This is a genomic window from Ornithinibacillus sp. FSL M8-0202 (genome assembly GCF_037975285.1).
Taxonomy (GTDB): Bacteria; Bacillota; Bacilli; order Bacillales; family Amphibacillaceae; genus Ornithinibacillus; species Ornithinibacillus massiliensis.
The window spans coordinates 3,706,252-3,732,881 of sequence record NZ_CP150248.1 but is presented as its reverse complement, the minus strand read 5'-3'; the positions used below and the strand labels follow the sequence as shown (position 1 = coordinate 3,732,881).

The following is a 26,630-nucleotide window of genomic DNA, read 5'->3' as shown; positions in this document are numbered from 1 at the left end:
TTGTAATATGTATGCTATATAACCTGTAATATATTTCCTTTAGTTATTCGTTACCTCGCCATGGCTTGTTTGGATAATAGCTTTACCTCTAACTTTCACCGCGGAAGTATGCTCTGTAAACTGAGCAATCATAATTTCTCCTTTATCCAGTTTCTCTGAATGGTGAAATTTCGTATCTGATCCTCTCGTTAATCCAATTACATTAACACCATCTTCAAGGGCTTTAATTACAAAAAAGTCATTGTTATTATTCATACGTAACACTCCTTCGTATTTTACAATTAGTATAATCCCTTTAGGAAGTAATATGAAAAGAAAAAAGGGTGCGTATGAACGCACCCTTTAACCCTATGTACGTATTATTTTACGCTGTCTTTAAGGGCTTTACCTGGTTTGAAAGCAGGAACTTTGCTTGCAGGGATTTCGATTTCTTCTCCAGTTTGAGGGTTACGACCTTTACGTGCAGAACGCTCGCGTACTTCGAAGTTACCGAAACCGATTAATTGTACTTTTTCACCTTTTTTAAGTGAATCCATGACAGCTTCGAAAACTGCATCAACAGCTTTTGTAGCATCTTTTTTAGAAAGTTCGCTTTTTTCAGCAACAGCATTTACTAAATCTGTTTTATTCATGACATTCACCTCCTCCCAAAAAAGATTTCGGGTCACATTGGTACAAATATTTCTCTCTCATCATTTGTTTACCAATTTACCAACTTTTATACTTAAATGCCCCTATATCAATAGGGACAACGCTAATAATAAACGAGATTTCTTTAAAATTCAACAAAAACCTATTATTTTTTCTTATTTTGTTTGATATTTTATAGATTGGCGGCTACTTCCAACCAAATATTGGTAATATATCCTCTTCTTAAAATTCCCTATGTAACATATTCGCTAGTTGCTCGCAAAATCCTTCTTAAATTTAAAAATAAACAAAAAATAAGAGGCTGGGACAAAAGAATTTATCTCAAATAAAAAACCGAATGATGAGCAACGACCACGCTCCGGAAATATACTTGCGGTTGCTTCCAGCACAGGGGCGGCATCTGCTCGATAAACCCATCGCAGTGTCTACCTTGTACTTTATCACAGCATAAGTGCGACATCTGCTCGAAAAAAACTCGCAGTGTCTACTTTACCGCTGGGCGGCTGCCTGAGCCTCCTCGTGCTACTTCTTTAGGGGTCTCAGGCCGTGCCCTTTCCTCCCCCAGGAGTATTCGTATATTTCCGGAGCTAGTATCGTGAATCATTCGGTTTTACATTTAATTCTCTTCGTTATGTCCCGACCTCTTATTTTATAGGATTATCGCTATTAATCCTCCAGAGCCTTCATTAATAATTCGCTCTAGTGTGTCTTTTAATTTATAACGAGCATTTTCAGGCATTAGTGAAATTTTAGCTTGAATGCCTTCTCTTACAATAGAACTAAGTGATCTACCAAATATGTCAGATTCCCAAATCGATAATGGGTCTTCTTCAAAGTCTTGCATTAAGTATCTCACCAATTCTTCACTCTGTTTTTCCGTACCAATAATTGGTGCGAATTCGGACTCTACCTCTACTTTTATCATATGAATAGATGGTGCAACTGCCTTTAGTCTTACACCAAATCTTGACCCTTGGCGAATAATTTCAGGCTCGTCAAGCTCCATATCCTCTAGTGTCGGAGCAGCAATACCATATCCTGTTTGTTTAACCATTTGTAAGGCACTCGCAACTTGGTCATACTGCCTTTTCGCATAAGCAAAGTCTTGCATAAGCTCTAGCAAATGATCCTTCCCTCTAATTTCAACACCGACAATTTCTTTTAATACTTGATCGTATAAGTAGTCTGGAGCATGTAAATCAATTTCAGCTATACCTTCTCCCATCTCCATGCCAGCTAGATTTGCTTTGTCAATATAATCATAGTCTGCGAAATCACCAACAATATGATCGACATCACGTAGTCTTCTAATGTTTTTTACGGTAGATTGAATTGCTTCTTGATAGCTTTCTCGTAACCAATGATCTTCCTTCAGTACCATTACCCAGCTTGGAAGATTCACATTGACCTCAAGTACAGGGAACTCATATAACGCTTCACGAAGAACATTATATACATCATGTTCTGTCATGGACTCGACACTCATCGCAAGTACCGGTATATCATATTTTTCAGTCAGCTCTTGTCTAAGCAATTCGGTTTCTCCACTTGTTGGGTGAACGGAGTTAATAACCATAATAAATGGTTTCCCTACTTCTTTTAATTCTTCCACTACTTTAGACTCGGCCTCAACATAGCCGGCTCTTTCGATATCACCGATAGACCCGTCTGTTGTAACAACCACACCAATTGTAGAATGTTCCTGAATTACTTTTCTAGTTCCAATTTCAGCAGCATCATGAAATGGAATTGGTTCTTCATACCAAGGAGTATTGATCATTCTTGGTCCGTTCTCATCTTCAAATCCTTTCGCTCCTTCTACTGCATAACCAACACAATCTACCAGTCTAATATTTACATCTAGACCTTCCTCAACGGTTACATTCACTGCTTGATTCGGAATAAACTTTGGTTCAGTTGTCATAATAGTCTTTCCAGCTGCACTTTGCGGTAATTCATCTTGTGCCCTAACCTTCTCACTTTCATCTTCAATATTCGGAAGAACAACTAGCTCCATAAATTTCTTGATGAAAGTTGATTTTCCTGTTCGAACAGCTCCAACAATACCAAGGTATATATCGCCATTCGTACGTTTCGAAATATCTTTAAAAATGTCTACCTTTTTCAAACGATCCCCTCCCGATCACTACAATATTAAATGAACAAACTACGAATAATTGACATTACAATTCTATGATGTTGTCCTATCAAATTATGACTTAATATATGCAAAAGAATTAAAATAAATGATAAAGTTTCTTTAGACGAACCAGAATTATTCTAAGCCAATTACTAGATGTACGTATTAGGACAGTTCTAGGAGGCTCCCTACCTTACATTATTTAATTTAATAAGCTTTTAAAGGATGCATTTATTCGTAGCTCGGTAATTTCAAATAACATCAGGTATAGCAATAAAAAACCCCTGCAACAAATATATGCTGCAAGGGCGCGTATTTATGAAAATTTATTCCGTCATAAAAACAGGCTCATTATCTTTAACTGTATAAGGTAATGAGTACACGGGTAAGAAAGGGGTGTTTTCCGCTAATAGAAAGCGAATATCCTCTCCTTCTTTATAGCTACTGTTATACTCTTTTAAAGCGTTATTTAAATCTATCCGATAATCAATATAGATATTACCCTCCGTATCCATGACAATTGGTAATACAGCATCAGAATAAGGACTTTCTATTGTCGGTGGGGTCTCTAACCCTAATTTCTCATGATCAATAGTAAAGATGCCGTTTTCTACTACTTCTCCAAAAGGTGGATATAGATGTTTATCACGATATAGATTAATTTTCAGATTAATACTTCTCAGTGCATCGGTAATACGTAAGTCAATTAATTTAACTTCTGGATTGGTCTCTGGGTTAATAATGGCATATTGATATATTCCGCCATTCTCATAAGCATTACCTGGCACCTCGGCTAGGCTACCTTGTTCTTTTAGCTGATTAAAATCAATAATATATTTTTCAAAAATAGGAGTTTCGTTTGGCTTCGTTCGTATAGGTAGTAATCCATTCGTTTTCTCCTGATAATCATTTAATGCAGATTGAACCATATCAAGCTGTGCCTGGTTTGGGGTTTGATTCTTTTCTAGTTGGCTACTAGGATATAAACAACCGCTTAAAATCAATAATATTAGGAGCATCATTGCAATAATTTTATATGTATGATTCATACATTAACCTCCATTAGCTTATATTGTTGGCCCACTAAAGACGATATAAAGTATTATGATACCTCCTAAAATAAGGCAAACATATGCTAAAAACGATACAATTATGGATAAAAACCCTTTCAGTTTATGTCTTGCTAATACAATTAGGCCGATAGCTATAATTAAAAGCCCCATACCCGCTAAAGATATCCACATATTCATCATTGATTGTGACATTTTTTCACCTCTATATCTGTTTGTCCATTTACTGCAACCGTTATTATACCATACCGTACCAAATAGAGCATGCATAATAGGGGAATGGAAGTATGTTTTCGCATATAAAAAATCCAGGATAAAGAGGGGCCATCTTCATCCTGGCTTGACTAAATAATACCCACAGCAACTCTATCTATGAATGCTTGTGCGTTCTATTTTATGCGAGCTGACTCGAGGTTGTATCCTCACATGCCCAAGTCTCGTTACTTTTTAAATAACTGATTCAGCGAGTTAAGATCTCCAGGAACTTTATTATTCGTTATGGACTTAACAAGTTTATCTTCTTTTTCTCTCGAGATGGGTTTGTTCGCCATTTTCGCTAGTTGCCGAACGAGCCTTCGAACGGTTTTCTCATCCGAAAAATCGGCGTTTTTAACTGAATCAGCAACCTTGTAAATTTCACTTGGACTAATACCAGCACCTTGTTGAATTTTGTCAAAGGGATTGTTACTTTTATTGCTCACATGCTCGCCTCCTTGCTCTATACTTCAACATAGTATATGCAAGGGAATTTATCAGTGTGTTAGCGAGCGTAACGGTTCTTTAACAATGTCGCTAAATCATCCATTTCTTCTCGTTTATTTCGATTCATTAATTGCTCCACGACTTCTTTCGGCTTCTTCTGATGGTGGATAATTTCATAAATACCATGAGTAATCGGCATTTCTATATCCTCTTGCTCTGCGAATTGGTATGCTGCTTCCGCGGTACGAACGCCTTCCACTACCATACCCATTTGATCTAAAACCTCTTCTAAGCTTTTACCTTTTCCGAGGAGATTACCTGCTCTCCAGTTCCGACTATGAACACTTGTACAGGTTACAATAAGGTCGCCAACACCTGGTAATCCCAAAAAGCTTAAAGGATTAGCACCTAAATATGTTCCTAGCCTCGTAATCTCAGCAAGTCCTCTTGTAATTAATGCAGCCTTAGCATTATCTCCATACCCCAGTCCATCTGAAATACCAGCACCTAGCGCAATAATGTTTTTCAGGGCACCACCTAATTCGATGCCAATTACATCGTTACTTGTGTAAACGCGAAATACTTCATTAAAGAAAGTGTCTTGGGCAATTTTAGCTTGTTCTTCATTGATGGATGCAACTGTTACGGTTGTAGGCTGTCTAAGACCAACCTCTTCCGCATGGCTAGGCCCTGATAAAACAACAATATCCTCGTATTTCACTTTATCCATCTCTTCGTCGATCATCTGGGATACACGTTTTAGAGTACCCGGTTCAATCCCTTTTGTTGCATGAATTATGGTTGGGTTTCCTGTTAAAATAGAATTTAATTGTTGTGAAACCTCTCGTATAGCCTTCGTCGGTACAACTAACAAAATAACATCAGTATCTTGAATTGCTTCCTGCATATCAGCATAAGCTCTGATTCTCTCTGGGATCATAATTTCTAAATAATGTTCATTTTTATGCGTTGTGTTAATTTTATCTGCTTGTTCCTTACGGTGAGTCCATAACCTAACATCATGCCCATTATCAGCAAGAACGATACTCAATGCAGTACCCCAGCTACCTGCTCCTAAAACAGCTACTTTTTTCACCAAAAATCCCTCCCCCTAAGATCTTCTGCGAGCAATTATTTTTATCGGTGTTCCCTCAAAACCAAATGCATCACGGATTTTATTCTCCAAGAAACGTTGGTATGAAAAATGCATTAGCTCTGGATCGTTCACAAAGACGACAAATGCAGGTGGCTTAGCAGCGACTTGTGTTGCATACAATACCTTCAAGCGTTGTCCCCTAACCGTCGGTGTTGGATTCATTGCAATGGCATCCATAATGACATCATTTAATACATTTGTCGGAATTCGTTTCGCGTGATTTTCACTTGCTACTTGAACCATTGGTAGTAATGTATGGATACGTTTCTTCGTTTTAGCAGATAAAAATACGACTGGTGCATAGTCTAAGAATTGGAAATGAGCGCGAATTTTCTCCTCATATTCCTTCATTGTTTTCTCATCTGCTTCCACTGTATCCCATTTGTTTACTACAATTACAATTCCTCGACCAGCATCATGTGCATACCCAGCAATTTTTTTATCCTGTTCCCTAATACCCGTCTCAGCATCGATTAAAACGAGGACAACATCGGACCGTTCAATAGCTCTTAATGCACGTAATACACTATATTTTTCTGTTGATTCGTACACCTTCCCACGTTTTCTCATTCCGGCAGTGTCAATAATGACATAATCTTGTCCTTCTCGGTGTAAATGTGTATCTACCGCATCACGTGTGGTACCTTCTATAGCACTAACAATTACTCGTTCTTCATTCAGTAATGCATTGACTAAAGAAGATTTACCTACATTGGGTCTACCAATTAAACTAAAGTAGATAGTATCCTCATCTACCTCTTCTTGCTCAAATTGTGGAAAATGTCCAACCACTTCATCTAATAAATCTCCTAGTCCCAAACCATGGGCACCAGAAATAGGGAACGGTTCACCGAAGCCTAACGAATAGTACTCATAAATCTCATCACGCATTTCTGGATTATCTATTTTATTTACTGCTAGAACAACTGGTTTATTCGACTTGAATAAAAGCTTAGCCACTTCTTCATCAGCAGCAGTGATCCCTTCTTTGGCATTTACAATGAAAATAATGACATCAGCTTCGTCTATCGCAATTTCAGCTTGCTGACGCATTTGAATTAAAAGTGGTTCATCCCCAATTTCTATACCACCCGTATCAATAAGATTAAATTTCGTATTTAACCATTCCGCTTGTGAATAGATACGATCTCTTGTTACCCCTGGTATGTCTTCTACGATTGATATTCTTTCACCTACTAATCGGTTAAAAATAGTAGATTTTCCAACATTTGGTCTCCCTACTATGGCTACTACAGCTTTCCTCATTGAAAGGAACATCCTCTCTCTATGTAAAATACATTTTTTAGTTTATTTAAGTCTAGTGTTAAATTGGATTGATTTTTACTTATACTTTGCGTAATTACGTTTCTATGTAATACTATTCTAATCAACCTAACAAATAATACCACATATCATAACTTTATTCATTCTAGCAAAAGAAACTAATCTTAACAATATTTTAATGTTTTACAATGATAAAAACCTCATCACTTAATGCATGGGCGATCCCGTCTAGTATGGCCTCTAAATTGGCAGCTGTTTTTTGTAATTCATCAAAATCCTGACAATGAAAAATCGGTGCTCCTCCTGCCACCTTCTCATTATTAGTTGTAATGATAGCCAAAATTGCTTTTTCTATGACCATGCTAATGGACCTCCCTTTTGGTATTAGATTTTGAAGGCATTCGAATTGCCGTTTCCAATACAGGGACCGCACCGATTATTTGAATTGCTTTCTCAACATCTCTAATTTGCGGCAAAATGAAAACACCAATTCTACCATCATCTAAATCTCGCTTAATAAGTGGCACTAATGCCGGTGTTCCAGAATCACGAAACACACCTAACGAAACCGATACATCATGTAATATCGCTTGTCTTTGACCTAGATGGGCAATCGTATTCACCACATTTATATTTTTAGGCTTTAAAATAAAGCCCATACCATACTTAAGAATCTCCTTTTGCCTTTCCGGTAGACCTATATTCATAATATAGATATTATCTATATATAATCCAGCCCCTTCAAAGTGTGGTTCCACATGTTCAATTTGAACAAGATCTTTGATTGTACTTCCGCTTTGCATGATTTTACTAATAATGAAACAAATAATCGCACCAACAATAGCCGCATATATATTCCAAATTATATAAAATAACGTAGTAATAAAGGCTGTTAAAATAACTAAATAATTCCTGCTTTCAAATGAAATTGCGATCCCTTCTATATAAGCCTTTCCCCTTGAAACAAGCTCATGATCATCAATTTCACTTAGTGTATTCCGTTCCATGTTTCGTACCTCTCGAAATTGTGTAGCTGCAACAGTTAAAAACGTTACCGCAGTAAAATCCATCTCCATCATCGCTGGTACTGCAACTGCACCAAGAGATGCTGCAATAAACCCTAATGAAACATGGATAATTTTCCCATGTAAATATGTTGGATATTGACGGTAATCCGTACGAAGCATAATTACTCTAGTAATCGTACCTACTACTACACCTAAAACAATAGGCATCATATACTCATTCATTTTGCCACCTCAAATGTTGTTCGTTTTATGGAGTAATAAAAACAGTTTAGCTTTTCCTTGATGAATAGCTTCTATAAGCACAAGCAGGAATACCATAACAGAGAGTGTATCTAGAAATCGTAAGCTGCCAATAGCTTGTGTAATGGAATAATTATATAGTAGAACGCTATATAAAAACTCACCACTACAAATACCGATGACACTTATCACGAACCTAGCATAAAGTTTTTTTGTTAATAGCAATGCCAAGCATACACATAAAATAGGTATCATGATGATTCTTGGCATAAATAGCCATACTGGAGCATTTACTTCCCATATTAATAAACTTGTATACCCAATCATCATAGTAAATGCTGAAAAGAGGAGGATTCCTTTTCTATTTAATGTTGAAAGGAGGATAAAAGCTCCTAATATAAGGGTTAAATAGGACATAGATAACGCTATCGAATCAAAGGATAAATATAGATTGGAAAAACCGATAATCATTAATATCCACATCGCATAAATAGTCCGTATTTTATTCTTAGGAACTATAAAGGTAAAAATCACCCAAAAGAACCAACCAAACCAGTAAAAAAAGATACCATCCATCAATCATCACCCACCATTTTTAGTATTGCTTTGATGGGTTGTTTTTAAACAAGAAAGAGGATGTCTCCTATATTTGTTCAAAATAAGAAAGGAGGCTGGGACATAACCAGCCAAAAAAAGTGAAAAATGGTTCCAATCACTAAAAATAGATGATTGGAACCATTTTTCTTTGGATTATTTCTGTATTCATGTGTTTGAACTATGTTCATAGCGGTATATTTTCTTAGGTTTACCGCCATGAACGCAAATCCTAATTCATTTTTCACTTTCTCTTTTCCCCTTACGGAAAAACGGGTGAAACCCAAATTAGCCTTCAGAAAACCGAACACTGGTTCCACATCGATTTTACGTTTCCCATAAATCTCACCAGTCTTCTCGTCTGAAAGCTTTGTACGTACATATTCTTTTTGTGATTCCCACTTTTCATTGATGTAGATCTTTCGATTGTTCCCTTCTTTCGCTTTGGTGCACAGATGACGGAGTGGGCAACCTAAACAGTCTTCGCATTCATACACTTTAACTTCTCTTGTAAACCCATATCTGTCTTTTCGTTTGGAATAATAACGAAACGATACGTTGCGGCCATTCGGACATTGATAGAAGTCCTCTTCCTCGTTGTACTCCCAATTGTCCACATGAAAGGCGTTGTTTTTGTGCTTCTTTTTCTTCTCTTTTCGATATTGATTGTATGTAATGAGTGGAGTTCGATTTCGTTTTTGGATGATATCTTCATAATTCTGTTCACTGCCATATCCTGCATCCGCCACAATGTAATCTGGCAGTTTAAAAAAGGATTCTTCTATTGTATTAAGAAATGGAATCAAGGTTCGTGTATCGGTTGGATTTGGAAAGACATCGTAAGCGAGTGCATACTGACCCTCTGTAGCTAATTGTACATTGTAACCAGCTTTCCGTTGCCCGTTCTTCATATAATCATCTTTCATTCGCATAAATGTCGCATCTGGATCGGTTTTCGAATAACTATTCCGTTCCCCAAATAGCTCCATGTCGCTTTGGTATTTTTGTTTACGTGTGATAAAATCTATTAACTGCTTACGGGCCTGTTTGGGTAGTTTGCGCTCTGAACGGATTTTTTTACGTTCACTCCCAACCTCACAAGTTTCGATTTTTTCATCGTATTCTCCTATCTTTTCGTCTAACTTTTCCACTATCTCTTTCATTTCCTCAACGGAGAGCTCTTCCTCATTCTCGAGTTCCATAGCTGGGATAATTTCCTTTTCCAATAATTCATTATAAAGTTGATTGGACTTTTCTATTAACTTGTTACTATATTTTTCAACGGATTTGCGCCAGACAAAGGTAAACTTATTTGCGTTTGCCTCAATCTTCGTTCCATCAATAAAAATTGCTTCTTCCTCAATCAATTCTTTTTCTACGAGCTGGTTCCGAAATTGCACAAAGCATTCGCGCAAGAGATTTTCAATGAGTGGATTGGAACGAAAACGATTGATGGTGCGATAGCTTGGTTCATCACCTTGAGCCAACCACATCATACGAATACTGTCTCCTAGTAATGCTTCTATTTTACGACCAGAAAATGCAGATTGGGTATAGCCACACAAAATAATCTTCAACATCATACGAGGATGATAGGCAGGACGCCCTGTTTGACGTAGGAATTCATCGAAAGCTTCATCAGGTATGGATTCGACAAGATCATGGATCGCAAACGCAATATCATTTTCTTTTAATTTGATTTCCAAATCTAGCGGCAAAACTACTTGATTCATGTTATAATATTTAAACATAAGGATACCTCCGATAAAGTTATGGTGTGGTTACTTTAATTTTATCAAATGGTGTCCTTTTTGTGTGCAAATCAAAACCACCAGTGTGAACTGGTGGTTTGCTCTGCGGCTTGAAGCCTCTTTTACCGGCCTTGGCCTTAAAGGCCCACTGAATGGTTTTCCCTTACGCACCACATCCACGCACTGATTCTAAAGAATCTCTTATATCTTTCTATTTTTTTCTCCTGTGAATGGATCAAACTCTTCGAATAACGTTAATTGATCTGATATATAATCTTCTCGGAGCTGATTCCTAATATATTCTTCTATTTGCTTCTTATTTCGGCCCACTGTATCGACGTAGAAACCTCGACACCAGAATTTTCGATTGCCATATTTATATTTTAAATTTGCATGTCGGTCGAATATCATTAAACTGCTTTTTCCTTTTAAATATCCCATAAACTGAGATACACTCAGCTTTGGTGGGATACTTACTAACATATGGATATGATCTCGACATGCATTTGCCTCATGAATGGTTACACCTTTTCTCTCGCATAATTCTCTTATTATTTTTCCTATACTTTGTTTGTATTTTCCATATATAATTTGTCTTCTGTATTTTGGTGCAAACACGATGTGATACTTACAATTCCATGTTGTATGTGCTAAACTATTCTTGTCCTTCATTGGGACATGCCTCCTTCGTTTATTTGATGTAGTGGTCGGGAAACCAACTATATCTTATCACGAAGAGAGGCCTTTTTTAATTTTAATACCACGCTATAAGCTCTCCGGAACCCCCGGCATAGCCAGGGGTTTTCAAATGACACAAAAAAACAGGTACTATCCATTTTTTGGGATAGTACCTGTTTTTTAATACTGGGGTTTTGTCCCAGCCTCCTTATTTAACAACTATAATGCTATACGTTATGTGGGTTCCTTATGAGCACCGTATGGGTAAACAGGCTCATAGAAATTATCATTACATATTATTCCAGTTGAATGTTATTGCTTGAATTTATTTAATTTGTCTCCAATAAGGTCACCAAATTGGAAGCTAGATTGCTCTTCAACCTTTTCGTATTGTTTGTAGTCTTTTGCTTCTTCTTCAGCTTCTAATTCTCGAATACTTAATGACATTCTTTCTTCTGATTCATTAATATCTAGAACCTTCACCCTTACCTGCTGACCAACTTCTAATACCTCTTGTGGTGTTCCAATGTGGCGATTAGCAATCTGTGAAATGTGTACTAGACCTTCTACACTTGGAAGTACTTCGATAAATGCTCCAAAATTAACTAAGCGTTTAACCGTTCCTTCTACTACTTGACCTGGTTTAATTTTACTTTCAATATCTGCCCATGGACCAGGAAGAACTTTCTTTCTAGAAAGTGCAATACGTTCATTATCACGGTCAACGGAAAGTACTTCTACTTTTATTTTGTCCCCAACAGATACCACTTCTTCGGCACTGTTGACATGATCATGTGATAGTTGAGAAATATGTACTAACCCATCAATACCACCGATATCAACAAACACACCAAAATCAGTAATGCGTTGAACTGTTCCCTCTATCACTTGTCCAACCTCTAAAGATTGAATAATCTCGGACTTTTTATTTGCTAGTTCCTCTTCTACAACCGCACGGTGAGATAGGATAACACGGTTTTGTTCCTTATCTAACTCGACGATTTTCACCGTTAGAATACGATCTTGGTATTCGGAAAAGTCTTCTACATAATGTGCTTCTACTAATGAAGCAGGAATAAAGCCACGTATGCCAATATCAGCAACTAGGCCGCCTTTTACGACTTCTTTTACTTGGACTTCAAACACTTCTCCAGATTGGAATTTAGTTTCTAAGTCACCCCAAGCCAATTCTTGGTCTACAATTTTCTTAGAAAGCACTACTCCATCATCCTCTATTTTCTTAATAGATAATGATAGCGTATCGCCTTCCTTCACTACCTCATTAGGCGTCTCAATATGTAGATTAGACAATTCACTAATCGGAATAATACCCTCCGTTTTATAACCAATATCAACAAGAACATGTTTATCTTCAATCTTCACAACCGTTCCTGTTACCTTATCCCCTACTTGTAAATCTAAATTTTCTTCACTCATTCCAATTCCTCCTTAGCCAATACAACGATATAACAACATATTTTCAGAAAAAATCTTCCTTTTAATAACTTCTAATATTTGACTTTATTTGTCAAGCAAATATTACCTTTATGATAGTAGTTCGTATTTCCCAAGTTTATTATAGGACTTTATGGACCTCGAGTAAGATTTGATCCGCGACATCTTCAATAGATAGTGAGGTTGTATCTATTTCCACAGCATCTTCCGCTTTTATTAGTGGTGAAGCCTCGCGCTCCGAATCAATTAAATCTCGCTTCTCAATTTCTTTCTTTAATTGCTCCAAGTCAGATGGAAATCCTTTATTTATATTCTCTACATGTCTTCGTTTAGCCCGTTCCTCGACTGAGGCAATTAGGAAAATCTTAACCTCTGCATCTGGGATAACCTTCGTACCAATATCACGACCATCCATAACTACCCCACGCGCTTCTGCTAGTTGCTGTTGTCTCGCTACCATATCCTCTCGTACCTTCGGGTGCTGTGCAACATAGGACACATTATTCGTAACTTCATTTGTACGTATCTCTAATGTTACATCTCGATCATCAAGTAAAACTCGTTGACCTTCTTCACTCTGGACTAGTTTAATACTTGTTGTGTCAAGTATTTCCACTAGCTCCTGTTCATTATTTACATCAACAGAATTTTCTAGTGCCTTTAATGTTATTGCGCGATACATTGCACCTGTATCAATGTAAATATAAGATAATTTACTTGCAACAATTTTAGCTACTGTGCTTTTCCCGGCTGCCGCAGGACCGTCAATCGCTATCGCAATTTTTTTTGTCATTACATTATTCATTCCTCTCATTGTCAATCCCTATGCTAGCTATTGAATTTCTTTTTGTCTTGCTTCTCGTTGCTTTTCAAAACAGTAACGAACAATACTCTGTTTATCCTGTTCACTGAGAGCATGTAGTTTTATTGAGGCTATATTGGCAGTATGTTCTTGATGAATAATCCTTACAACCTCACCGGATAATTCAAGATATGAATACTCCCCAGAATGCATATGAAGAACCAAATATAATGTTACCTTCTCCTGTTCCATTATGCTAGTTCCTTTAGGTATAATGACAGATAACCCACCGCCACTAATATCTACTGTCACGGTTGTAAAAGGAGGAAAATTCTTTTCCATACTATGAACAGCAACATCAGTAGCCGCTTCTACTCTTACATATTGCCTTCTTTGGATTCGCTCTATTTGGTCTTTTTCAGGTATGACAAGTGCCAAAGTAGGTATTTTCCCCCTCTGTTTATCTATAACTTCTGTTTTAAATCGATAAACAGATTGGTCTTCCCCATTATACTCAGCATACATTATATCACCTATTTTAAATCCTGCATTCGTTCTTTTTGTTTGTATGTGAACTGGATAATCAACATATAGATAGTTACTATTTTTATCCACTATCTTACAACGATATTTCTCCGTAGAATTTGTTTTTATACTGAACGCCTCAATTGTTAAAAAAACCCCAATCTTCATGTTACTCCCCCACACATTATCTATTCAATAAAACAATAGCTCTCCATTTATTATCACAAAAAAATAAAAAAAGGGAAAGGACAAAAGCCTCTCCCGAACTAAATTCCTGCATAATTTATTTCTTTGCCATTTAATTTTTCTACTTTTTCTTCATGGCCATCTGTCGCATTTATAAAGATACGATACGTGTCATTACCTAAGAGACCAAGGAATTCATATACCAGTACCTCTTCGCCAAGATCATTCGTTATGACGGCTAGAAACTCTTCTTGTATATCTACATTTGGATTTACAAAATCTCGTGCTTCCTCATAGCTTAGCTTAGGATCTGAAATGTCTCTTTCATGGTGATTTAAGAAATAATTATTTGCAGTCAATCCAATTATATCTCCATTATCTAGTGCCACTTTAACCTCTATTGCATCTGCAAAAACCCGGACACCATCTTGATTATAAATAAAGGAGTATATACCTATGTTTTCATATTGACTACTATTAAACATTTCCATTCCTTCAAAATCATGATCTTGAATATATTTCTCAGCTATTTTAAACCCATCATTTAAGCTGATACTTTGTTTTCCAACTGGTCTATCGACAAGTAATGTAATAGGGTGGCCACCTTTTTGCGTTAAATCGAGGTATGCACTCTTATTTCCTTCAGAATATGACACACTATATAAGGCTACGTCTGCCCCATCTCCTGTTTCTGTTAAGTTTAAATCTCTTGTTTCTTTTATATTAAATAGATCCTTACTATATTGCAGTGCTTCCTGTTCACTAATTTGTTTACCTTGAATATTTTCATAGCTATGATTTTCTGAGGAGGTACCAGAAATAGCTGAATCGACATTTCCTTCTGAATATCCTTCAATTTTCTTTTCGACAGTTTTAAAACCATCGATAATCGTGTTATCTGCTTGTTCATCCTCTGTAGCTAAGGCTAATTGGACGTCCATCCAACGCAGATTGTTTTCCATCGCTGTATGTTGTACTTGACGAAGTTCATCCTTTATTTCTCCGGCTTGCGAATACAATTTCTCTAATGTTTCTAGCTCTTTATCCGATAATGGGTCTTTATCTAAATCTCGAATGGCAGTTCGGTACGTAAAATCTCCAATATTCGATAGAAATTCTTCCGTTTTATTAAAAGGCATTAACGTAAGTGGCAGCTGCCCAACATTGGATAATGAATCCGATGTCAGTCTCCAAATTTCCGCCAGCTGTGGTGATAATCGTTCTCTGGAGTTCATAGCAATTGCCGTACCAATCTTATCATGCAAAAGATCGATATTATAAGTCAGTTCATGGAATGCTCTTTGATACGTATTTTCTGCTTGTATTAAGATGGCATTTTTTTCTTGATGTTCCTTATAGCCCCATGCAGCAGTTCCTACAACTCCTACCGCTAGGACAACTATCGATATCCAACGCAACATATTTTACACCCCTATTTACAAAAGATATGCTTACCTATCCGCTTAATTTGTGGTCTACCCCAAATCCAACTCGATGTAGCCGTATCTGGGTTGAAGTAATAAATTGCTTCCCCTGTAGGGTCCCAACCATTGATAGCATCTAAAACTGCTTGTCTAGCTTTTTCATTAGGTGTTAACCAAATTTGTCCATCTGCTACTGCCGTAAAAGCTCTAGGTTCAAAAATAACCCCTGCAACAGTATTAGGAAACGTGGCACTCTCTACACGATTTAAAATTACTGCGGCAACAGCCACTTGCCCCTCATACGGCTCTCCTCTTGCCTCTCCATAAACAGCATTTGCCATTAAGCTGATATCATTTTGTGAAAAGCCTTGTGGTACATTAACAGCTGGTGTATCCGTTGTATCACCTGCGTTTGTATCACCGCCTGTATCACCTTCTGTATCACCTTCTGTTGGAGCTTGTTGCTCCGTACCACCTTGGTTTTGTGCTGGTTGTTTTGGCTGTGTTTTAGCAGTTCCACCACCATCAGCTTTTTTCTTTGGTTTTGTCTGTTTGGCAAGATCGGTGCCACCATAGTAAGTAAATTCATTTCCTTTAGCCAGTTGTTCATGAACCCATTTACCATCAAATTCTGATGCATCAACTAGCTTTTGCCTAGTCTTTAATCCTGCAAGACCATCAACATCTAATCCAAATTCCTTTTGAAAATTCCGTAACGCCCAGTATGTTTCCCAACCAAATACACCATCAATTTTGCCATTATAAAAACCAATATACTGAAGTCTTGCCTGAAGCTCAATGACATCATCACCAACTGCCCCTTTCTGTATGACCTGATTTGTAAAGGCTTCTACTTCTTTGGGGTTGTAAGTTTCTTGAAGTCCAAATGCAAATAGACATATAATAACTAAAAGGATGTATTTTCTCAATGTCATATTGATACCTCTCACTTTCATTTTTGTCTAGTAGTACCTATTTTCTGATGAAACTGCTAATTTATGCATACGAATCTAGATTTTAAATTTAACTAGGATAATGAGAAATAAAAAAAGAGACTATAAACAGTCCCTTTCTCTTCATCGTATTTAATTATTACGAGCTTGCTCTAGCTATTTTCACCCGATGTAAACCAAAGAACCAAAGTAGTATCATAAATGGAATGACATACAAGGCCCAGTTTTTCGTAACATATCCTAAAATAAAATTATATATTCCGTGTAAAGCGATTGGTATAATCAATGCTAAAATAATATTGACCGCTCGATTCACAGGGTACATCTTGGCTTTTCCAAAATAATAACCCATGATGACACCAAATAATGCATGGGAGGATACAGGAAACAACGCTCTAGTAAAAGCATACTCAATCCCATTTACTAGTAGATAAAGAATATTTTCAACTGTAGCAAATCCTAAGCTTATTGAAACAGCGTACACAATCCCATCGTAATGCGCACTAAATTGTGTATGCTGATAAATAATGTACATAAAAACAAACCATTTGAAAAATTCTTCCAAAAAAGCAACAACAAAAAAAGATTGTACAAATAAGTTACCGATTTGATCACTTTCAAACGCATATTGGAGAAACATGATTGGGAATACAAGTAAACCACCAAAAATGAACGTACGCAGAATCAGCGGGATCGGTTCTGTGATTTTATCTTTTAAATAAAAAAAAGACATTAAAGCAAGTGCAGGTGCAACCCCAGCAGATATAATTCCTAGCATTTGTACCTTCTCCTTCCAAACTATTTCAATCGTACCATGTTCCGAAACGATTGAAAATACATAATTTATGAGAAAAGTAGGTGTATCTTTTGAAAAAAATAATCATCCTTCACACCGGTGGCACTATTTCCATGCTTGAAAATAAAGAAACGGGTGAAGTAAATACGACAAACGAACATCCATTAACAAACGTCCCATACAAATTCAGTGATGATGTCATGATAGATGAGCATATTGTGTACTCTTTACCATCTCCACATATAACACCGAAGCATATGTTGGAATTAGCCAAAACAATCGAACAGTTTTTATTAGAATATGATGGGATTGTCGTTACCCACGGAACGGATACTTTAGAAGAAACCGCCTATTTATTAGAATTGGTATTAGATACAGAAAAGCCCGTAATCCTAACAGGAGCAATGAGATCCAGTAATGAGATTGGCTCTGATGCATTATACAATTTAATCAGTTCTGTTCGTGTTGTATTATCTCCTGCTGCCTATTCTAAAGGGGTATTAGTTGTCATGAACGATGAGATTCATAGTGCGAAGAATGTTACGAAAACATCGACCAGTAATATTGCAACCTTCCAAAGTCCACAATTTGGGCCAATTGGAATTATTACGAAAGAATCCATACTCTTTCATCATCAGCTAACATCAAGAACGGCTTACCCTGTAGAAAATATTTCAAAAAATGTTCCTTTGTTGAAGGCTTATGCGGGAATGGATAGTAACATTATTGAATTAGTATATAGTGGAAAGCCAGATGGATTAGTTATTGAGGGGCTTGGACAAGGGAATCTTCCTAAGGAGACAATCCCTGCCATTAAGCAGATTTTAGCAGACCAAATTCCAATTGTATTAGTTTCAAGAAGCTTTCGAGGTGCTGTACAACCTACCTATGCTTATGAAGGTGGAGGAAAACAATTGAAGGAAATGGGCGTAATTTTCACCAATGGATTAACTGGTCCAAAAGCGCGTTTGAAATTACTAATTGCATTAGAAAACACATCCGATATACAAGTCATACGTGATATTTTTGAAAAAGACTTTTAAGTGATTGATTGGGAAGGGTTGTCATCAACCTGTGACTACAGAAATTTGTTTTCACTAGCTACTAATATAGCGAGGTCCCCCACTTGTGGGAGTACCTCGCTATATTCTTTCTACTCAGTAGTTCATTACTACCAGAGGCTTTATTTCCATATTAGCTAAAAACAAGAACATGACAGAGATATCTTTCCTACTGACGATGCCTACACTTACTTAATTCCTGGCCAATCTTTTTATCTTGAGCATATAATCCTTCAAAACTATCGGCTATTCTCTAATTCCCACTGTTTAATCTCTTTACGTACCATTGGAGCCACTTCTTTCCCTAGTAATTCAATTGCATGCATCACATCTTTATGTGGCATAGAACCTACTGGTACATGTAACATAAACCGCGTAATTCCAACTTCTTTACGTAAGAGGATTATTTTTTCTGCAACAGTCTTTACATCTCCAACGTAAAGTGCTCCTTCTAACTGTCTAGCATGATCAAAGGTATTTTTAGTATAAGGTGCCCAGCCACGTTCCTTCGCTAACACATTCATTGCTTGTTCTGTAGGTGGAAAAAACTTATCCACTGCTTCCTCTACCGTATCCGCTACAAATCCATGGGAATGTGATGCGACAGTCAGTTGCGATGGATCATGGCCTGCTTGAGCTGCGGCACGATAGTATAAATCCACCAACGGGGCGAATTGTAATGGGCTGCCACCGATAATAGCAAGTGCAAGAGGAAGACCTAATATTCCAGCACGTATAACAGATTCAGGTGTTCCACCACTAGCAATCCATACTGGAATAGGCTCTTGAACTGATAGAGGGTATACACCACGATTATCGATGCTTGCCCTATGCTTTCCATTCCAAGATACAGATTCCGATTTTCTTATGTTTAACAATAGCTCTAATTTTTCATCGAATAATTCATTGTAATCCTTTAAATCATAACCAAATAAAGGAAAGGATTCGATAAATGAACCCCGCCCTGCCATTATCTCTGCTCTTCCATTAGAAATCGCATCAATTGTTGCAAAATCTTGAAACACCCGAACAGGATCTGCCGAGGATAATACGGTAACAGCACTAGTTAAACGTATGTTTTTCGTTTGGGAAGCAGCAGCCGCAAGTATTACCGCAGGAGCAGAGCTAGCATAATCTTTTCGATGATGCTCACCTACTCCATATACATCGAGACCTACCTCATCAGCCAACACAATTTCTTCTACGACTTCTCGTATTCTCTCTGCATGACTGATCACTTTTCCTGTATTCACATCAGGGGTTGTTTCCACAAATGACGTAAGACCTATTTCCATTCTATATGCTCATTTACCCTCTATTTCAAACGGGTTGCAATTTGTCTTGCTATTTTCTCACCATGAAAGCGCCCATTTTCAATAAAGATCTCATTATTGTTATTTCCAGCAGCTACAACCCCCGCTATAAATACACCCTCTACATTAGTTTCATACGTTTTTTCATCATATAACGGTTTTCCGTTTTCAGAATTAAATTTCACACCAATTTCTTTGATTAATTTCACATCAGGACGATATCCGGTCATTGCAAAAACAAAATCATTATCAATTCGATATTCCTTATCAAGTACTTTATAATAGACGGAATCATTCGTAATCTTCAAAACATCAGCTTGAAATACCATGTTAATTATATCTTTTCTTACAAGTGAATCGAAATCAGGAAGAATCCATGGTTTAATACTCTTAGAATACGTTTCTCCTCGATAGAGAACCGTAATATTCGCTCCTGCTTTATGAAGCTCCAGTGCAGCATCAACTGCTGAGTTCTTCCCACCAATGACAACCACATTCTTATTATAATATGGATGTCCTTCCTTGAAATAATGACTAACCTTTGGTAAGTTCTCCCCTGGAATATTCATATAATTCGGCTGATCGTAATAGCCTGTTGCAATGATAATTTGTTCTGCAACATATTCTAACGGCTTACCATGAAATGTCTCCGTAAAAACAGAGAAATAGTCTCCCTCATTCCTCAGTGATGTTACCGTTTCATACGTATTGATGCGTAATTTTTGTCTTTCTGCTACATTTCGGTAATACGCTAATGCTTGGTTTCTTCTTGGCTTTTGTTTCTCTGTTATAAACGGTATGTCACCTATTTCAAGCTTTTCACTAGAACTAAAAAACGTTTGATGTGTTGGATAGTTGTATATGGAATTGACAACGTTACCCTTTTCTATTATTAACGAATCTATACCTTGTTCTTTTAACGCAATGGCACTAGCGAGTCCACAAGGCCCTGCACCAATTATAATGACTTTTTCTTTTCTCATGTCTATTACCCCGCACTTCCTTTAGTCAAAATCAAAAAACTCTTATCCATACGATGATAAGAGCTTTTTTTTAATTCATGTTCTATCGATTATACCCAGCCTCGGAAACGAGATGCTTCCGCCATTTTTCTTACACCAACCATATAAGCAGCTAGTCGCATATCGATTCTTCTAGTTTCCGCTGTATTATAGATGGTGTTAAATGCTTTCGTCATAGTATGGTAAAGCTTTTCCTCTATTTCCTCTTCGGTCCAATAGAATCCTTGATTATTTTGTACCCATTCAAAGTATGAAACAGTAACTCCACCTGCAGATGCAAGAACGTCTGGAACGAGTAGAATACCCCTTTCCGTAAGAATTTTCGTCGCTTCCATCGTCGTTGGACCATTTGCTGCTTCGACAACAATTTTAGCCTTGATATTATGAGCATTTTCCTCAGTGATTTGGTTTTCTACTGCTGCTGGTACAAGGATATCGCATTCTCTTTCTAATAACTCTTTGTTCGAAATGGTATTATTAAATAATTTCGTTACGGTACCAAAGCTATCTCTGCGATCTAACAGATAATCAATATCTAACCCTTCTGGATCATATAGACCACCATATGCATCTGAAATACCAACAACTATGGCACCTGCATCATGTAAGAACTTAGATAAAAAGCTACCAGCATTTCCAAATCCTTGAACAATTACTTTAGCGCCTTTTACGTCAATATTGCGTTTCTTCGCTGCTTCATTAATACAGATTGTCACACCTTTTGCCGTAGCAGATTCTCTACCATGTGAACCGCCTAGAACAATTGGTTTTCCTGTAATAAACCCAGGGCTATTAAACTCATCAATTCTACTATATTCATCCATCATCCATGCCATGATTTGGGAATTAGTAAACACATCTGGAGCAGGAATATCTTTTGTAGGGCCAACGATTTGGCTGACCGCTCTTACATATCCACGACTCAACGCTTCTAACTCGCGGAATGACATTTCTCGAGGGTCACAAATAATACCGCCTTTACCACCACCATACGGTAAATCAACAATACCTGCTTTTAAACTCATCCATATTGATAATGCTTTCACTTCTCTTTCTGTTACGTTAGGATGGAATCTAATTCCTCCCTTTGTAGGTCCTACCGCATCATTATGTTGTGCACGATAACCAGTGAAGATTTTAGTTGAGCCATCATCCATACGAACAGGAATTCTAACTGTCATCATACGAAGTGGTTCTTTTAACAACTCATAAACTTCATCAGGGTAACCCAGTTTCTCCAGTGCATTTTTTACAACAGTTTGTGTTGAGTTCAGTACATCCAATTGCTTATTATTCTCTTTGGTAGAATCTGCTGCTTTTTCGGCTACCATGAATTTACCTCCTAAGGAACATATAAATATTAATAATAGCTATTCTCAGAGATTAGTATACACGTTAGTCACAAATATGCAATATAAAACCCCTCTTTTTCTCTTAAATTTTAATAAAAATGTAAACGTTTTCTTTTATATACTATTATACAATTTAAGTAAAGGTCTGCACAATCGTTTCTATAGCGTTGGAAGGGATAATAACCTTTCCATATTCTTTAAGCCTATAGGAAGTAACGATACTTGGATTAGAGAACTCTGACATTAGTGCAATAACATTTTCTTTATTATTACCACCTAGTTCGTTTCGTTTTAATAGCATATAATACCGATTTTCCATAAAAAACACTTGCCCTCCACTGACTGATAAGGAATGTAAATAGGAGGAAACCTGTATAATATTCTCGAAATCATCAAAGGAAAAAATTAATTCTTTGCTCTCGTCAAGTGTCACTTTCATTTCAATGAAATCCTCATCCCAATCTATATTATCGCGATTTTGCGTAACAATAACATGCATTCCCTGTGCCTGCATGATATACACTTGCACATATAACTTTCCTTCAAGCTCAAAACCAAGTTCTGAACTTGCTTCATACATCACATCTGTAAAGAGGTTCTGGATGCTTGTGGCATCTTGAAATAACTCCTCTTTGTTAAATCCCCGTTCTACCAAGTCATCAAACGTTAAAAATATTGTAAATTGACTGCTGGACACCCTTTCGATACGCACATAGCATCCTCCTCAAATGAACAAAATATCCCGCTTCTAAAACAAATGACCTTCATTCGGTCAAAAACGGCTAGATTCTTTTTATTATTATATGCTGTTAAACAAATTGTTGAACGATATACAAGTTAACTTTTAACTTCGGGCGATATGATCAAAAAGGCTTTAAAAAAATTCCAATCCATCCCCTAGAATAAACAGGATTACCAAAACCGCTAAAAGTAAAACAACTATTGCTAATCTAATAAATGGTTTTGTTATTTTGAAATGGGTTCTTTTTTTCTTAACTCCGTGAACTTCTTTTCTAGGGGGAAGATTTAATACACTCATATCATGAAAACTATCAGCGTCAAAATTAGACTGATTATTCTCAGGTTGTGCTAGATCTCCTTCTATCTGCTGTTGGTTTACTTCATTCAATATAGATCTTAATTCTTCTGCTTGATCATGATGATCTTTTTTCTTCGTTTCCACACTAATCCCCCCAAATTTTATAACGGATGATTAATCCCAATAAAAAATCAATGACAAAATGAGTTATTATCGATACCAATAAATTATTCGTAACCTCATACATATATCCAATGAATAAGCTTATCATTAAGACTGATAAGAGTAGTACCGGCTTCCTCAAGTATCGAACGTGTACTAACGCAAAAATAATACTTGCCGTCAAATATCCAAAAGTCGTTTGAATAACCCCGCGGAATAGCATTTCCTCGGAAACAGCAATAAGTAGTGTTAGAACAAATATCCTAGGAATAGAGAGGTTGGTAAAGATTCGTTTATTAATTCCGCCATCATCATAATAATTACTAGGCAGGGTGGATATTAAAACAAGATCTATAAGTACAATAATAATTCCCGGCATAATGCCGAAATAAACCATTTCATTCATGTTGAAATGGAATAAGCTTATCCAATCAGCTAAACTATCAAATAAGAAAAAGCTTAGCACAATGGAAATGAATAAAAATAACACTTGAGAATATACTACCGCTCTTCTTAATTGTTCATTTGTCAGTTGATCAGCCAGCTCAGCTTGTCTCATTTTATTCTCCTAGTAGTATACGTTTTAATTTCTTTTCCCATGATGAAATAGAAGGTTTATTTATTGTTTGCACAGGGGTGAAGCTTTGAATATTCATTCCACAATAACTACAACAAAACGTTTCAGGCTTTGTATAGCCATCCTGAAATTTTGCGTACAAATTTTTTCTAAGACATTCATTAGATTGAATCCAATTTAACATATCATATAATTTAGATTGTTTTAGTATAAATCGTTCGTCACGTATTTTTTTTACGTGTTGAAATGCTTCATCGATTTTACTTTGCTCATATTTTAAACCATTTTCTATGAACATGCCATTTTTTTCTAATTGGGAGGAAATAAACCGCCATTGAACCTCACTAATCTCCATCAAAGACTGCATTTCTTCTAATTCTTTTGGTAGGGACAGGTTCTCTTCGCGGTAAGATTTTATAATTCGGTATACCCGCATTAAGTCTTCATCTGAAGGTAATTCACTGTCTATCATTTGTTTAGGAAGAAATACATCCTGCCTACTATATAAAAGTACACTAATACTCTGCTCCCCATCTCTCCCAGCTCTACCAATCTCCTGAATATAAGATTCTATTTGACCAGGAAAATGATAATGAAAGACAAAGCGAATATTATTTTTATTTATCCCCATGCCAAATGCGCTTGTACAACAAATAATATCAATTTGATCGTTCATGAACTGTTGCTGTATCGCAATACGGTCCATTTGTTCCATACCACCATGATAAAAAGCCACTCGATGATTGGGAAGCTTTTCAGAAAGTAGAAGCGAAACACTTTCTGCTGCAGTCTTACTAGAAAAATATATAAGAGAAGGAACCTTTTTCTCCTTTAGCAGCAGGGTAATCACTTCAATCTTCTCTTCATTGTTTTGCACTTCCATAATAGAGAGTGCAATATTCGTTCTGTCCATCGGAAAAATATGCTTAACCATAGCAGGGCGATCTAATGAAGAAATAATATCTGCTTGAACCTCCCTTGTTGCTGTGGCACTTAATGCAAGGACTGGTGGTTCTCCTAAAACATGCAGAACTTGTCTTAATTTTTGATAATCCGGTCTAAATTCATGACCCCATTGGGAAATACAATGGGCTTCATCTACAACAAATAATGAGATAGTAAGTTTTTTCAAATAGAATTGTAGTTCTTTTTGCTGCAAAATTTCAGGAGAGACATAGATTAATTTGTATTGATGTAGATTTCGATATAATCTCTTCCTTTTTTCATAATCTAAAAAGCTATTAATTGCGATAGCATCTTTAAAATTTGTTGCCTTCAATTCTTTTACTTGATCCATCATCAATGAAATAAGTGGTGAAACGACAAGTGTAACACCTTCAAGAAGACGGGCTGGTAACTGGTAGCAAATGGATTTCCCCGTACCAGTAGGCAATATCCCTAATACATCATTTCCTTTCATGACATCTTCCACTATTTCCTTTTGGCCTGTTCTGAAGGCAGAGTAACCAAAGTACTGTTCTAGCTCTTTTTCTAATGACAATGTGTTAGACATGGAAATCTTCCTCCGGTAAAAGTTCCTTCAACCTAGTTAGGACTAGTCTAATTTGAAAATAATCAATGGAAGGACTACAATTTTCTTTAATAATCTTCAGCTTAAGTGTTTGATTGTTTTTTACTGCTTGCACAATTTGTACTTGCTCCTCCTGCGAAACAAACGATTGAATGTCAAAATCTGGGTCATACAAAGCAATCTCAACAATATGATCATAAATCGTGCTTAGCTTTAGATCTCTTTTTTGGGCGATGTCTTCCAGGCTAAAGTTATTCATATATAATTGATAGGTAAGATTCGCGGTATTCGTAATGAATTTATTCTCGTTTGGCTTATCAATTAATTGCAATAAAATAGGGTAGTTCTCTTGATTTCTATCCATAATCGTAAGGAATTTATGTGTTATTGCAATTAATATAATTTTCATATCGTCATGAGAAGATTGGTATTTTGCCGCTAACTGATCGATACTCATCCCATAGTGCTGATATCCACTTAATCGGTCCACAAATATAACTGCTTCTTTATTCGATAGTTGGCTTAAAACGTGATGTAGCTCATGATACAACTTCTCCGCCACCCGCTCTTTACCGTTGTGATGATAGAATTGTTTTACCCAATATGTAACACTCGGATTATCTATTATTGGGATAAACGAATAATGATTTGCTTGTAGATTAGAATACGTTTGAACTAATAAATAGAGTCTTTCTAAGAAGGAAATATCCTTCCCAGAAAGCATCAGCCCATTTAAATTGGTATATACAGATGAATCATAATACTCCTGCAAGAGCTCTTTAGCAGCTGATGAAATCATATAATAGTCATCTGGACCTTGCTCAATGATCCATCCTTTCTTCTTCATGTCACGAATAATTTGTATAAAATGCTGACGTGACAATGATGCATATATCCCATAATATTTTTCCAATTGAAAAATTCTGGCATCGTGAACAGATTGTATCGATTTCTTTCCCGTTATGAGATGATATATTCCAAATATGGATCGATTGGTTCTAATACGATCGATACAATCTAATAAAATTCCTTCAACATACATATTTTTTTAACTCCTCATTGGACTTAGTTCTATCATATCATTTATCGTTTAGTTGAATAATACTAATTTACATTTTAAAATAGAAAAAGTACTAGA

Annotated in this window: 28 protein-coding genes; 1 reads left to right on the top strand and 27 read right to left on the bottom strand. The window is 36.5% G+C overall.

The features are described 5' to 3' along the window. Positions 1-39: 39 nt before the first annotated feature. From mtrB to prsW, 19 genes are all read right to left on the bottom strand, one after another. Positions 40-255, bottom strand: coding sequence for a trp RNA-binding attenuation protein MtrB (gene mtrB, locus MKY78_RS18890; protein WP_339214869.1), 216 nt, complete (start codon positions 253-255; stop codon positions 40-42). A 104-nt stretch (positions 256-359) separates the two neighbouring features. Further along, the gene (locus MKY78_RS18885; protein WP_010095921.1) at positions 360-632 is read right to left on the bottom strand and encodes an HU family DNA-binding protein; all 273 of its coding nucleotides are present in this window, start codon (positions 630-632) and stop codon (positions 360-362) included. 668 nt (positions 633-1,300) lie between these two features. Continuing rightward, positions 1,301-2,779 (bottom strand): stage IV sporulation protein A, encoded by a 1,479-nt coding sequence (gene spoIVA / locus MKY78_RS18880; protein WP_339214866.1) that lies wholly within the window; start codon positions 2,777-2,779, stop codon positions 1,301-1,303. A 338-nt stretch (positions 2,780-3,117) separates the two neighbouring features. After that, positions 3,118-3,840 carry a hypothetical protein gene (locus MKY78_RS18875; RefSeq protein WP_339214864.1) on the bottom strand — a complete coding sequence of 241 codons (723 nt, stop codon included), beginning with the start codon at positions 3,838-3,840 and terminating at the stop codon, positions 3,118-3,120. An 18-nt stretch (positions 3,841-3,858) separates the two neighbouring features. Continuing rightward, the gene (locus MKY78_RS18870; protein ID WP_186869791.1) at positions 3,859-4,056 is read right to left on the bottom strand and encodes a DUF2768 domain-containing protein; all 198 of its coding nucleotides are present in this window, start codon (positions 4,054-4,056) and stop codon (positions 3,859-3,861) included. Between the two features lie 245 nt (positions 4,057-4,301). Further along, positions 4,302-4,562, bottom strand: coding sequence for a stage VI sporulation protein F (locus tag MKY78_RS18865; protein WP_339214862.1), 261 nt, complete (start codon positions 4,560-4,562; stop codon positions 4,302-4,304). 59 nt (positions 4,563-4,621) lie between these two features. Beyond that, positions 4,622-5,659, bottom strand: a complete 1,038-nt coding sequence (locus MKY78_RS18860) for an NAD(P)H-dependent glycerol-3-phosphate dehydrogenase (RefSeq protein WP_339217966.1) — start codon at positions 5,657-5,659, stop codon at positions 4,622-4,624. A 15-nt stretch (positions 5,660-5,674) separates the two neighbouring features. Continuing rightward, complete coding sequence (gene der / locus MKY78_RS18855) at positions 5,675-6,985, bottom strand: ribosome biogenesis GTPase Der (RefSeq protein WP_339214861.1); 1,311 nt, start codon at positions 6,983-6,985, stop codon at positions 5,675-5,677. Positions 6,986-7,178: 193 nt separating this feature from the next. Then, positions 7,179-7,364, bottom strand: a complete 186-nt coding sequence (locus MKY78_RS18850) for a hypothetical protein (RefSeq protein ID WP_339214859.1) — start codon at positions 7,362-7,364, stop codon at positions 7,179-7,181. 1 nt (position 7,365) lies between these two features. Next, positions 7,366-8,253 (bottom strand): YIEGIA family protein, encoded by an 888-nt coding sequence (locus tag MKY78_RS18845; protein ID WP_339214857.1) that lies wholly within the window; start codon positions 8,251-8,253, stop codon positions 7,366-7,368. Between the two features lie 9 nt (positions 8,254-8,262). Then, positions 8,263-8,847 (bottom strand): hypothetical protein, encoded by a 585-nt coding sequence (locus MKY78_RS18840; protein WP_339214855.1) that lies wholly within the window; start codon positions 8,845-8,847, stop codon positions 8,263-8,265. Positions 8,848-8,924: 77 nt separating this feature from the next. After that, positions 8,925-10,616 carry an IS1182 family transposase gene (locus tag MKY78_RS18835; RefSeq protein ID WP_339214853.1) on the bottom strand — a complete coding sequence of 564 codons (1,692 nt, stop codon included), beginning with the start codon at positions 10,614-10,616 and terminating at the stop codon, positions 8,925-8,927. A gap of 201 nt (positions 10,617-10,817) precedes the next feature. After that, positions 10,818-11,288, bottom strand: a complete 471-nt coding sequence (gene tnpA, locus MKY78_RS18830; protein ID WP_339214265.1) for an IS200/IS605 family transposase — start codon at positions 11,286-11,288, stop codon at positions 10,818-10,820. A 318-nt stretch (positions 11,289-11,606) separates the two neighbouring features. Next, positions 11,607-12,731 (bottom strand): 30S ribosomal protein S1, encoded by a 1,125-nt coding sequence (rpsA, locus tag MKY78_RS18825; RefSeq protein WP_339214851.1) that lies wholly within the window; start codon positions 12,729-12,731, stop codon positions 11,607-11,609. Between the two features lie 139 nt (positions 12,732-12,870). Continuing rightward, positions 12,871-13,542 carry a (d)CMP kinase gene (gene cmk, locus MKY78_RS18820; RefSeq protein WP_339214849.1) on the bottom strand — a complete coding sequence of 224 codons (672 nt, stop codon included), beginning with the start codon at positions 13,540-13,542 and terminating at the stop codon, positions 12,871-12,873. 39 nt (positions 13,543-13,581) lie between these two features. Beyond that, positions 13,582-14,244, bottom strand: a complete 663-nt coding sequence (locus MKY78_RS18815; RefSeq protein WP_339214847.1) for a PilZ domain-containing protein — start codon at positions 14,242-14,244, stop codon at positions 13,582-13,584. Positions 14,245-14,342: 98 nt separating this feature from the next. Beyond that, positions 14,343-15,683 carry a germination protein YpeB gene (ypeB, locus tag MKY78_RS18810; RefSeq protein ID WP_339214845.1) on the bottom strand — a complete coding sequence of 447 codons (1,341 nt, stop codon included), beginning with the start codon at positions 15,681-15,683 and terminating at the stop codon, positions 14,343-14,345. An 11-nt stretch (positions 15,684-15,694) separates the two neighbouring features. After that, complete coding sequence (gene sleB, locus MKY78_RS18805) at positions 15,695-16,621, bottom strand: spore cortex-lytic enzyme (RefSeq protein ID WP_339214843.1); 927 nt, start codon at positions 16,619-16,621, stop codon at positions 15,695-15,697. Between the two features lie 157 nt (positions 16,622-16,778). Then, entirely contained in the window at positions 16,779-17,417 is a 639-nt protein-coding gene (gene prsW, locus MKY78_RS18800; RefSeq protein ID WP_339214842.1) for a glutamic-type intramembrane protease PrsW, read from the bottom strand. An 89-nt stretch (positions 17,418-17,506) separates the two neighbouring features. Between prsW and MKY78_RS18795 the strand changes: the two genes are divergently transcribed. Continuing rightward, the gene (locus tag MKY78_RS18795) at positions 17,507-18,478 is read left to right on the top strand and encodes an asparaginase (protein ID WP_339214840.1); all 972 of its coding nucleotides are present in this window, start codon (positions 17,507-17,509) and stop codon (positions 18,476-18,478) included. Between the two features lie 257 nt (positions 18,479-18,735). Here MKY78_RS18795 and MKY78_RS18790 read toward each other — a convergent pair whose 3' ends face one another. The 8 genes from MKY78_RS18790 to MKY78_RS18755 form a co-directional block, all read right to left on the bottom strand. Further along, on the bottom strand, positions 18,736-19,791 hold the full coding sequence (locus MKY78_RS18790; protein WP_339214838.1) for an LLM class flavin-dependent oxidoreductase: 1,056 nt from the start codon (positions 19,789-19,791) through the stop codon (positions 18,736-18,738). A 20-nt stretch (positions 19,792-19,811) separates the two neighbouring features. Next, the gene (locus MKY78_RS18785) at positions 19,812-20,792 is read right to left on the bottom strand and encodes a YpdA family putative bacillithiol disulfide reductase (protein ID WP_339214836.1); all 981 of its coding nucleotides are present in this window, start codon (positions 20,790-20,792) and stop codon (positions 19,812-19,814) included. An 89-nt stretch (positions 20,793-20,881) separates the two neighbouring features. Continuing rightward, positions 20,882-22,162, bottom strand: a complete 1,281-nt coding sequence (locus MKY78_RS18780; protein ID WP_339214834.1) for a Glu/Leu/Phe/Val dehydrogenase — start codon at positions 22,160-22,162, stop codon at positions 20,882-20,884. Between the two features lie 154 nt (positions 22,163-22,316). Beyond that, the gene (locus MKY78_RS18775) at positions 22,317-22,895 is read right to left on the bottom strand and encodes a genetic competence negative regulator (RefSeq protein WP_339214831.1); all 579 of its coding nucleotides are present in this window, start codon (positions 22,893-22,895) and stop codon (positions 22,317-22,319) included. 162 nt (positions 22,896-23,057) lie between these two features. Further along, on the bottom strand, positions 23,058-23,366 hold the full coding sequence (locus MKY78_RS18770; protein WP_339214829.1) for a hypothetical protein: 309 nt from the start codon (positions 23,364-23,366) through the stop codon (positions 23,058-23,060). A gap of 1 nt (position 23,367) precedes the next feature. After that, entirely contained in the window at positions 23,368-23,943 is a 576-nt protein-coding gene (locus MKY78_RS18765) for a CPBP family intramembrane glutamic endopeptidase (RefSeq protein ID WP_339214827.1), read from the bottom strand. Between the two features lies 1 nt (position 23,944). Further along, positions 23,945-25,474 carry an ATP-dependent DNA helicase RecQ gene (locus MKY78_RS18760; RefSeq protein WP_339214825.1) on the bottom strand — a complete coding sequence of 510 codons (1,530 nt, stop codon included), beginning with the start codon at positions 25,472-25,474 and terminating at the stop codon, positions 23,945-23,947. After that, a complete protein-coding gene (locus tag MKY78_RS18755; RefSeq protein ID WP_186869811.1) occupies positions 25,467-26,534 on the bottom strand; it encodes a helix-turn-helix domain-containing protein in 1,068 nt (355 codons plus the stop codon). Before MKY78_RS18755 ends, MKY78_RS18760 begins: the two co-directional genes overlap by 8 nt. Positions 26,535-26,630: the final 96 nt, after the last annotated feature.

What these genes read in the sequence shown, in the direction of transcription:
- mtrB (WP_339214869.1), bottom strand. Translation starts at nt 255, where the DNA reads ATGAATAATAACAATGACTTTTTTGTAATTAAAGCCCTTGAAGATGGT.
- MKY78_RS18885 (WP_010095921.1), bottom strand. Translation starts at nt 632, where the DNA reads ATGAATAAAACAGATTTAGTAAATGCTGTTGCTGAAAAAAGCGAACTT.
- MKY78_RS18875 (WP_339214864.1), bottom strand. Translation starts at nt 3,840, where the DNA reads ATGAATCATACATATAAAATTATTGCAATGATGCTCCTAATATTATTG.
- MKY78_RS18870 (WP_186869791.1), bottom strand. Translation starts at nt 4,056, where the DNA reads ATGTCACAATCAATGATGAATATGTGGATATCTTTAGCGGGTATGGGG.
- der (WP_339214861.1), bottom strand. Translation starts at nt 6,985, where the DNA reads ATGAGGAAAGCTGTAGTAGCCATAGTAGGGAGACCAAATGTTGGAAAA.
- MKY78_RS18850 (WP_339214859.1), bottom strand. Translation starts at nt 7,364, where the DNA reads ATGGTCATAGAAAAAGCAATTTTGGCTATCATTACAACTAATAATGAG.
- MKY78_RS18845 (WP_339214857.1), bottom strand. Translation starts at nt 8,253, where the DNA reads ATGAATGAGTATATGATGCCTATTGTTTTAGGTGTAGTAGTAGGTACG.
- MKY78_RS18840 (WP_339214855.1), bottom strand. Translation starts at nt 8,847, where the DNA reads ATGGATGGTATCTTTTTTTACTGGTTTGGTTGGTTCTTTTGGGTGATT.
- MKY78_RS18835 (WP_339214853.1), bottom strand. Translation starts at nt 10,616, where the DNA reads ATGTTTAAATATTATAACATGAATCAAGTAGTTTTGCCGCTAGATTTG.
- tnpA (WP_339214265.1), bottom strand. Translation starts at nt 11,288, where the DNA reads ATGAAGGACAAGAATAGTTTAGCACATACAACATGGAATTGTAAGTAT.
- rpsA (WP_339214851.1), bottom strand. Translation starts at nt 12,731, where the DNA reads ATGAGTGAAGAAAATTTAGATTTACAAGTAGGGGATAAGGTAACAGGA.
- cmk (WP_339214849.1), bottom strand. Translation starts at nt 13,542, where the DNA reads ATGACAAAAAAAATTGCGATAGCGATTGACGGTCCTGCGGCAGCCGGG.
- MKY78_RS18815 (WP_339214847.1), bottom strand. Translation starts at nt 14,244, where the DNA reads ATGAAGATTGGGGTTTTTTTAACAATTGAGGCGTTCAGTATAAAAACA.
- ypeB (WP_339214845.1), bottom strand. Translation starts at nt 15,683, where the DNA reads ATGTTGCGTTGGATATCGATAGTTGTCCTAGCGGTAGGAGTTGTAGGA.
- sleB (WP_339214843.1), bottom strand. Translation starts at nt 16,621, where the DNA reads ATGACATTGAGAAAATACATCCTTTTAGTTATTATATGTCTATTTGCA.
- prsW (WP_339214842.1), bottom strand. Translation starts at nt 17,417, where the DNA reads ATGCTAGGAATTATATCTGCTGGGGTTGCACCTGCACTTGCTTTAATG.
- MKY78_RS18790 (WP_339214838.1), bottom strand. Translation starts at nt 19,791, where the DNA reads ATGGAAATAGGTCTTACGTCATTTGTGGAAACAACCCCTGATGTGAAT.
- MKY78_RS18785 (WP_339214836.1), bottom strand. Translation starts at nt 20,792, where the DNA reads ATGAGAAAAGAAAAAGTCATTATAATTGGTGCAGGGCCTTGTGGACTC.
- MKY78_RS18780 (WP_339214834.1), bottom strand. Translation starts at nt 22,162, where the DNA reads ATGGTAGCCGAAAAAGCAGCAGATTCTACCAAAGAGAATAATAAGCAA.
- MKY78_RS18765 (WP_339214827.1), bottom strand. Translation starts at nt 23,943, where the DNA reads ATGAGACAAGCTGAGCTGGCTGATCAACTGACAAATGAACAATTAAGA.
- MKY78_RS18760 (WP_339214825.1), bottom strand. Translation starts at nt 25,474, where the DNA reads ATGTCTAACACATTGTCATTAGAAAAAGAGCTAGAACAGTACTTTGGT.
- MKY78_RS18755 (WP_186869811.1), bottom strand. Translation starts at nt 26,534, where the DNA reads ATGTATGTTGAAGGAATTTTATTAGATTGTATCGATCGTATTAGAACC.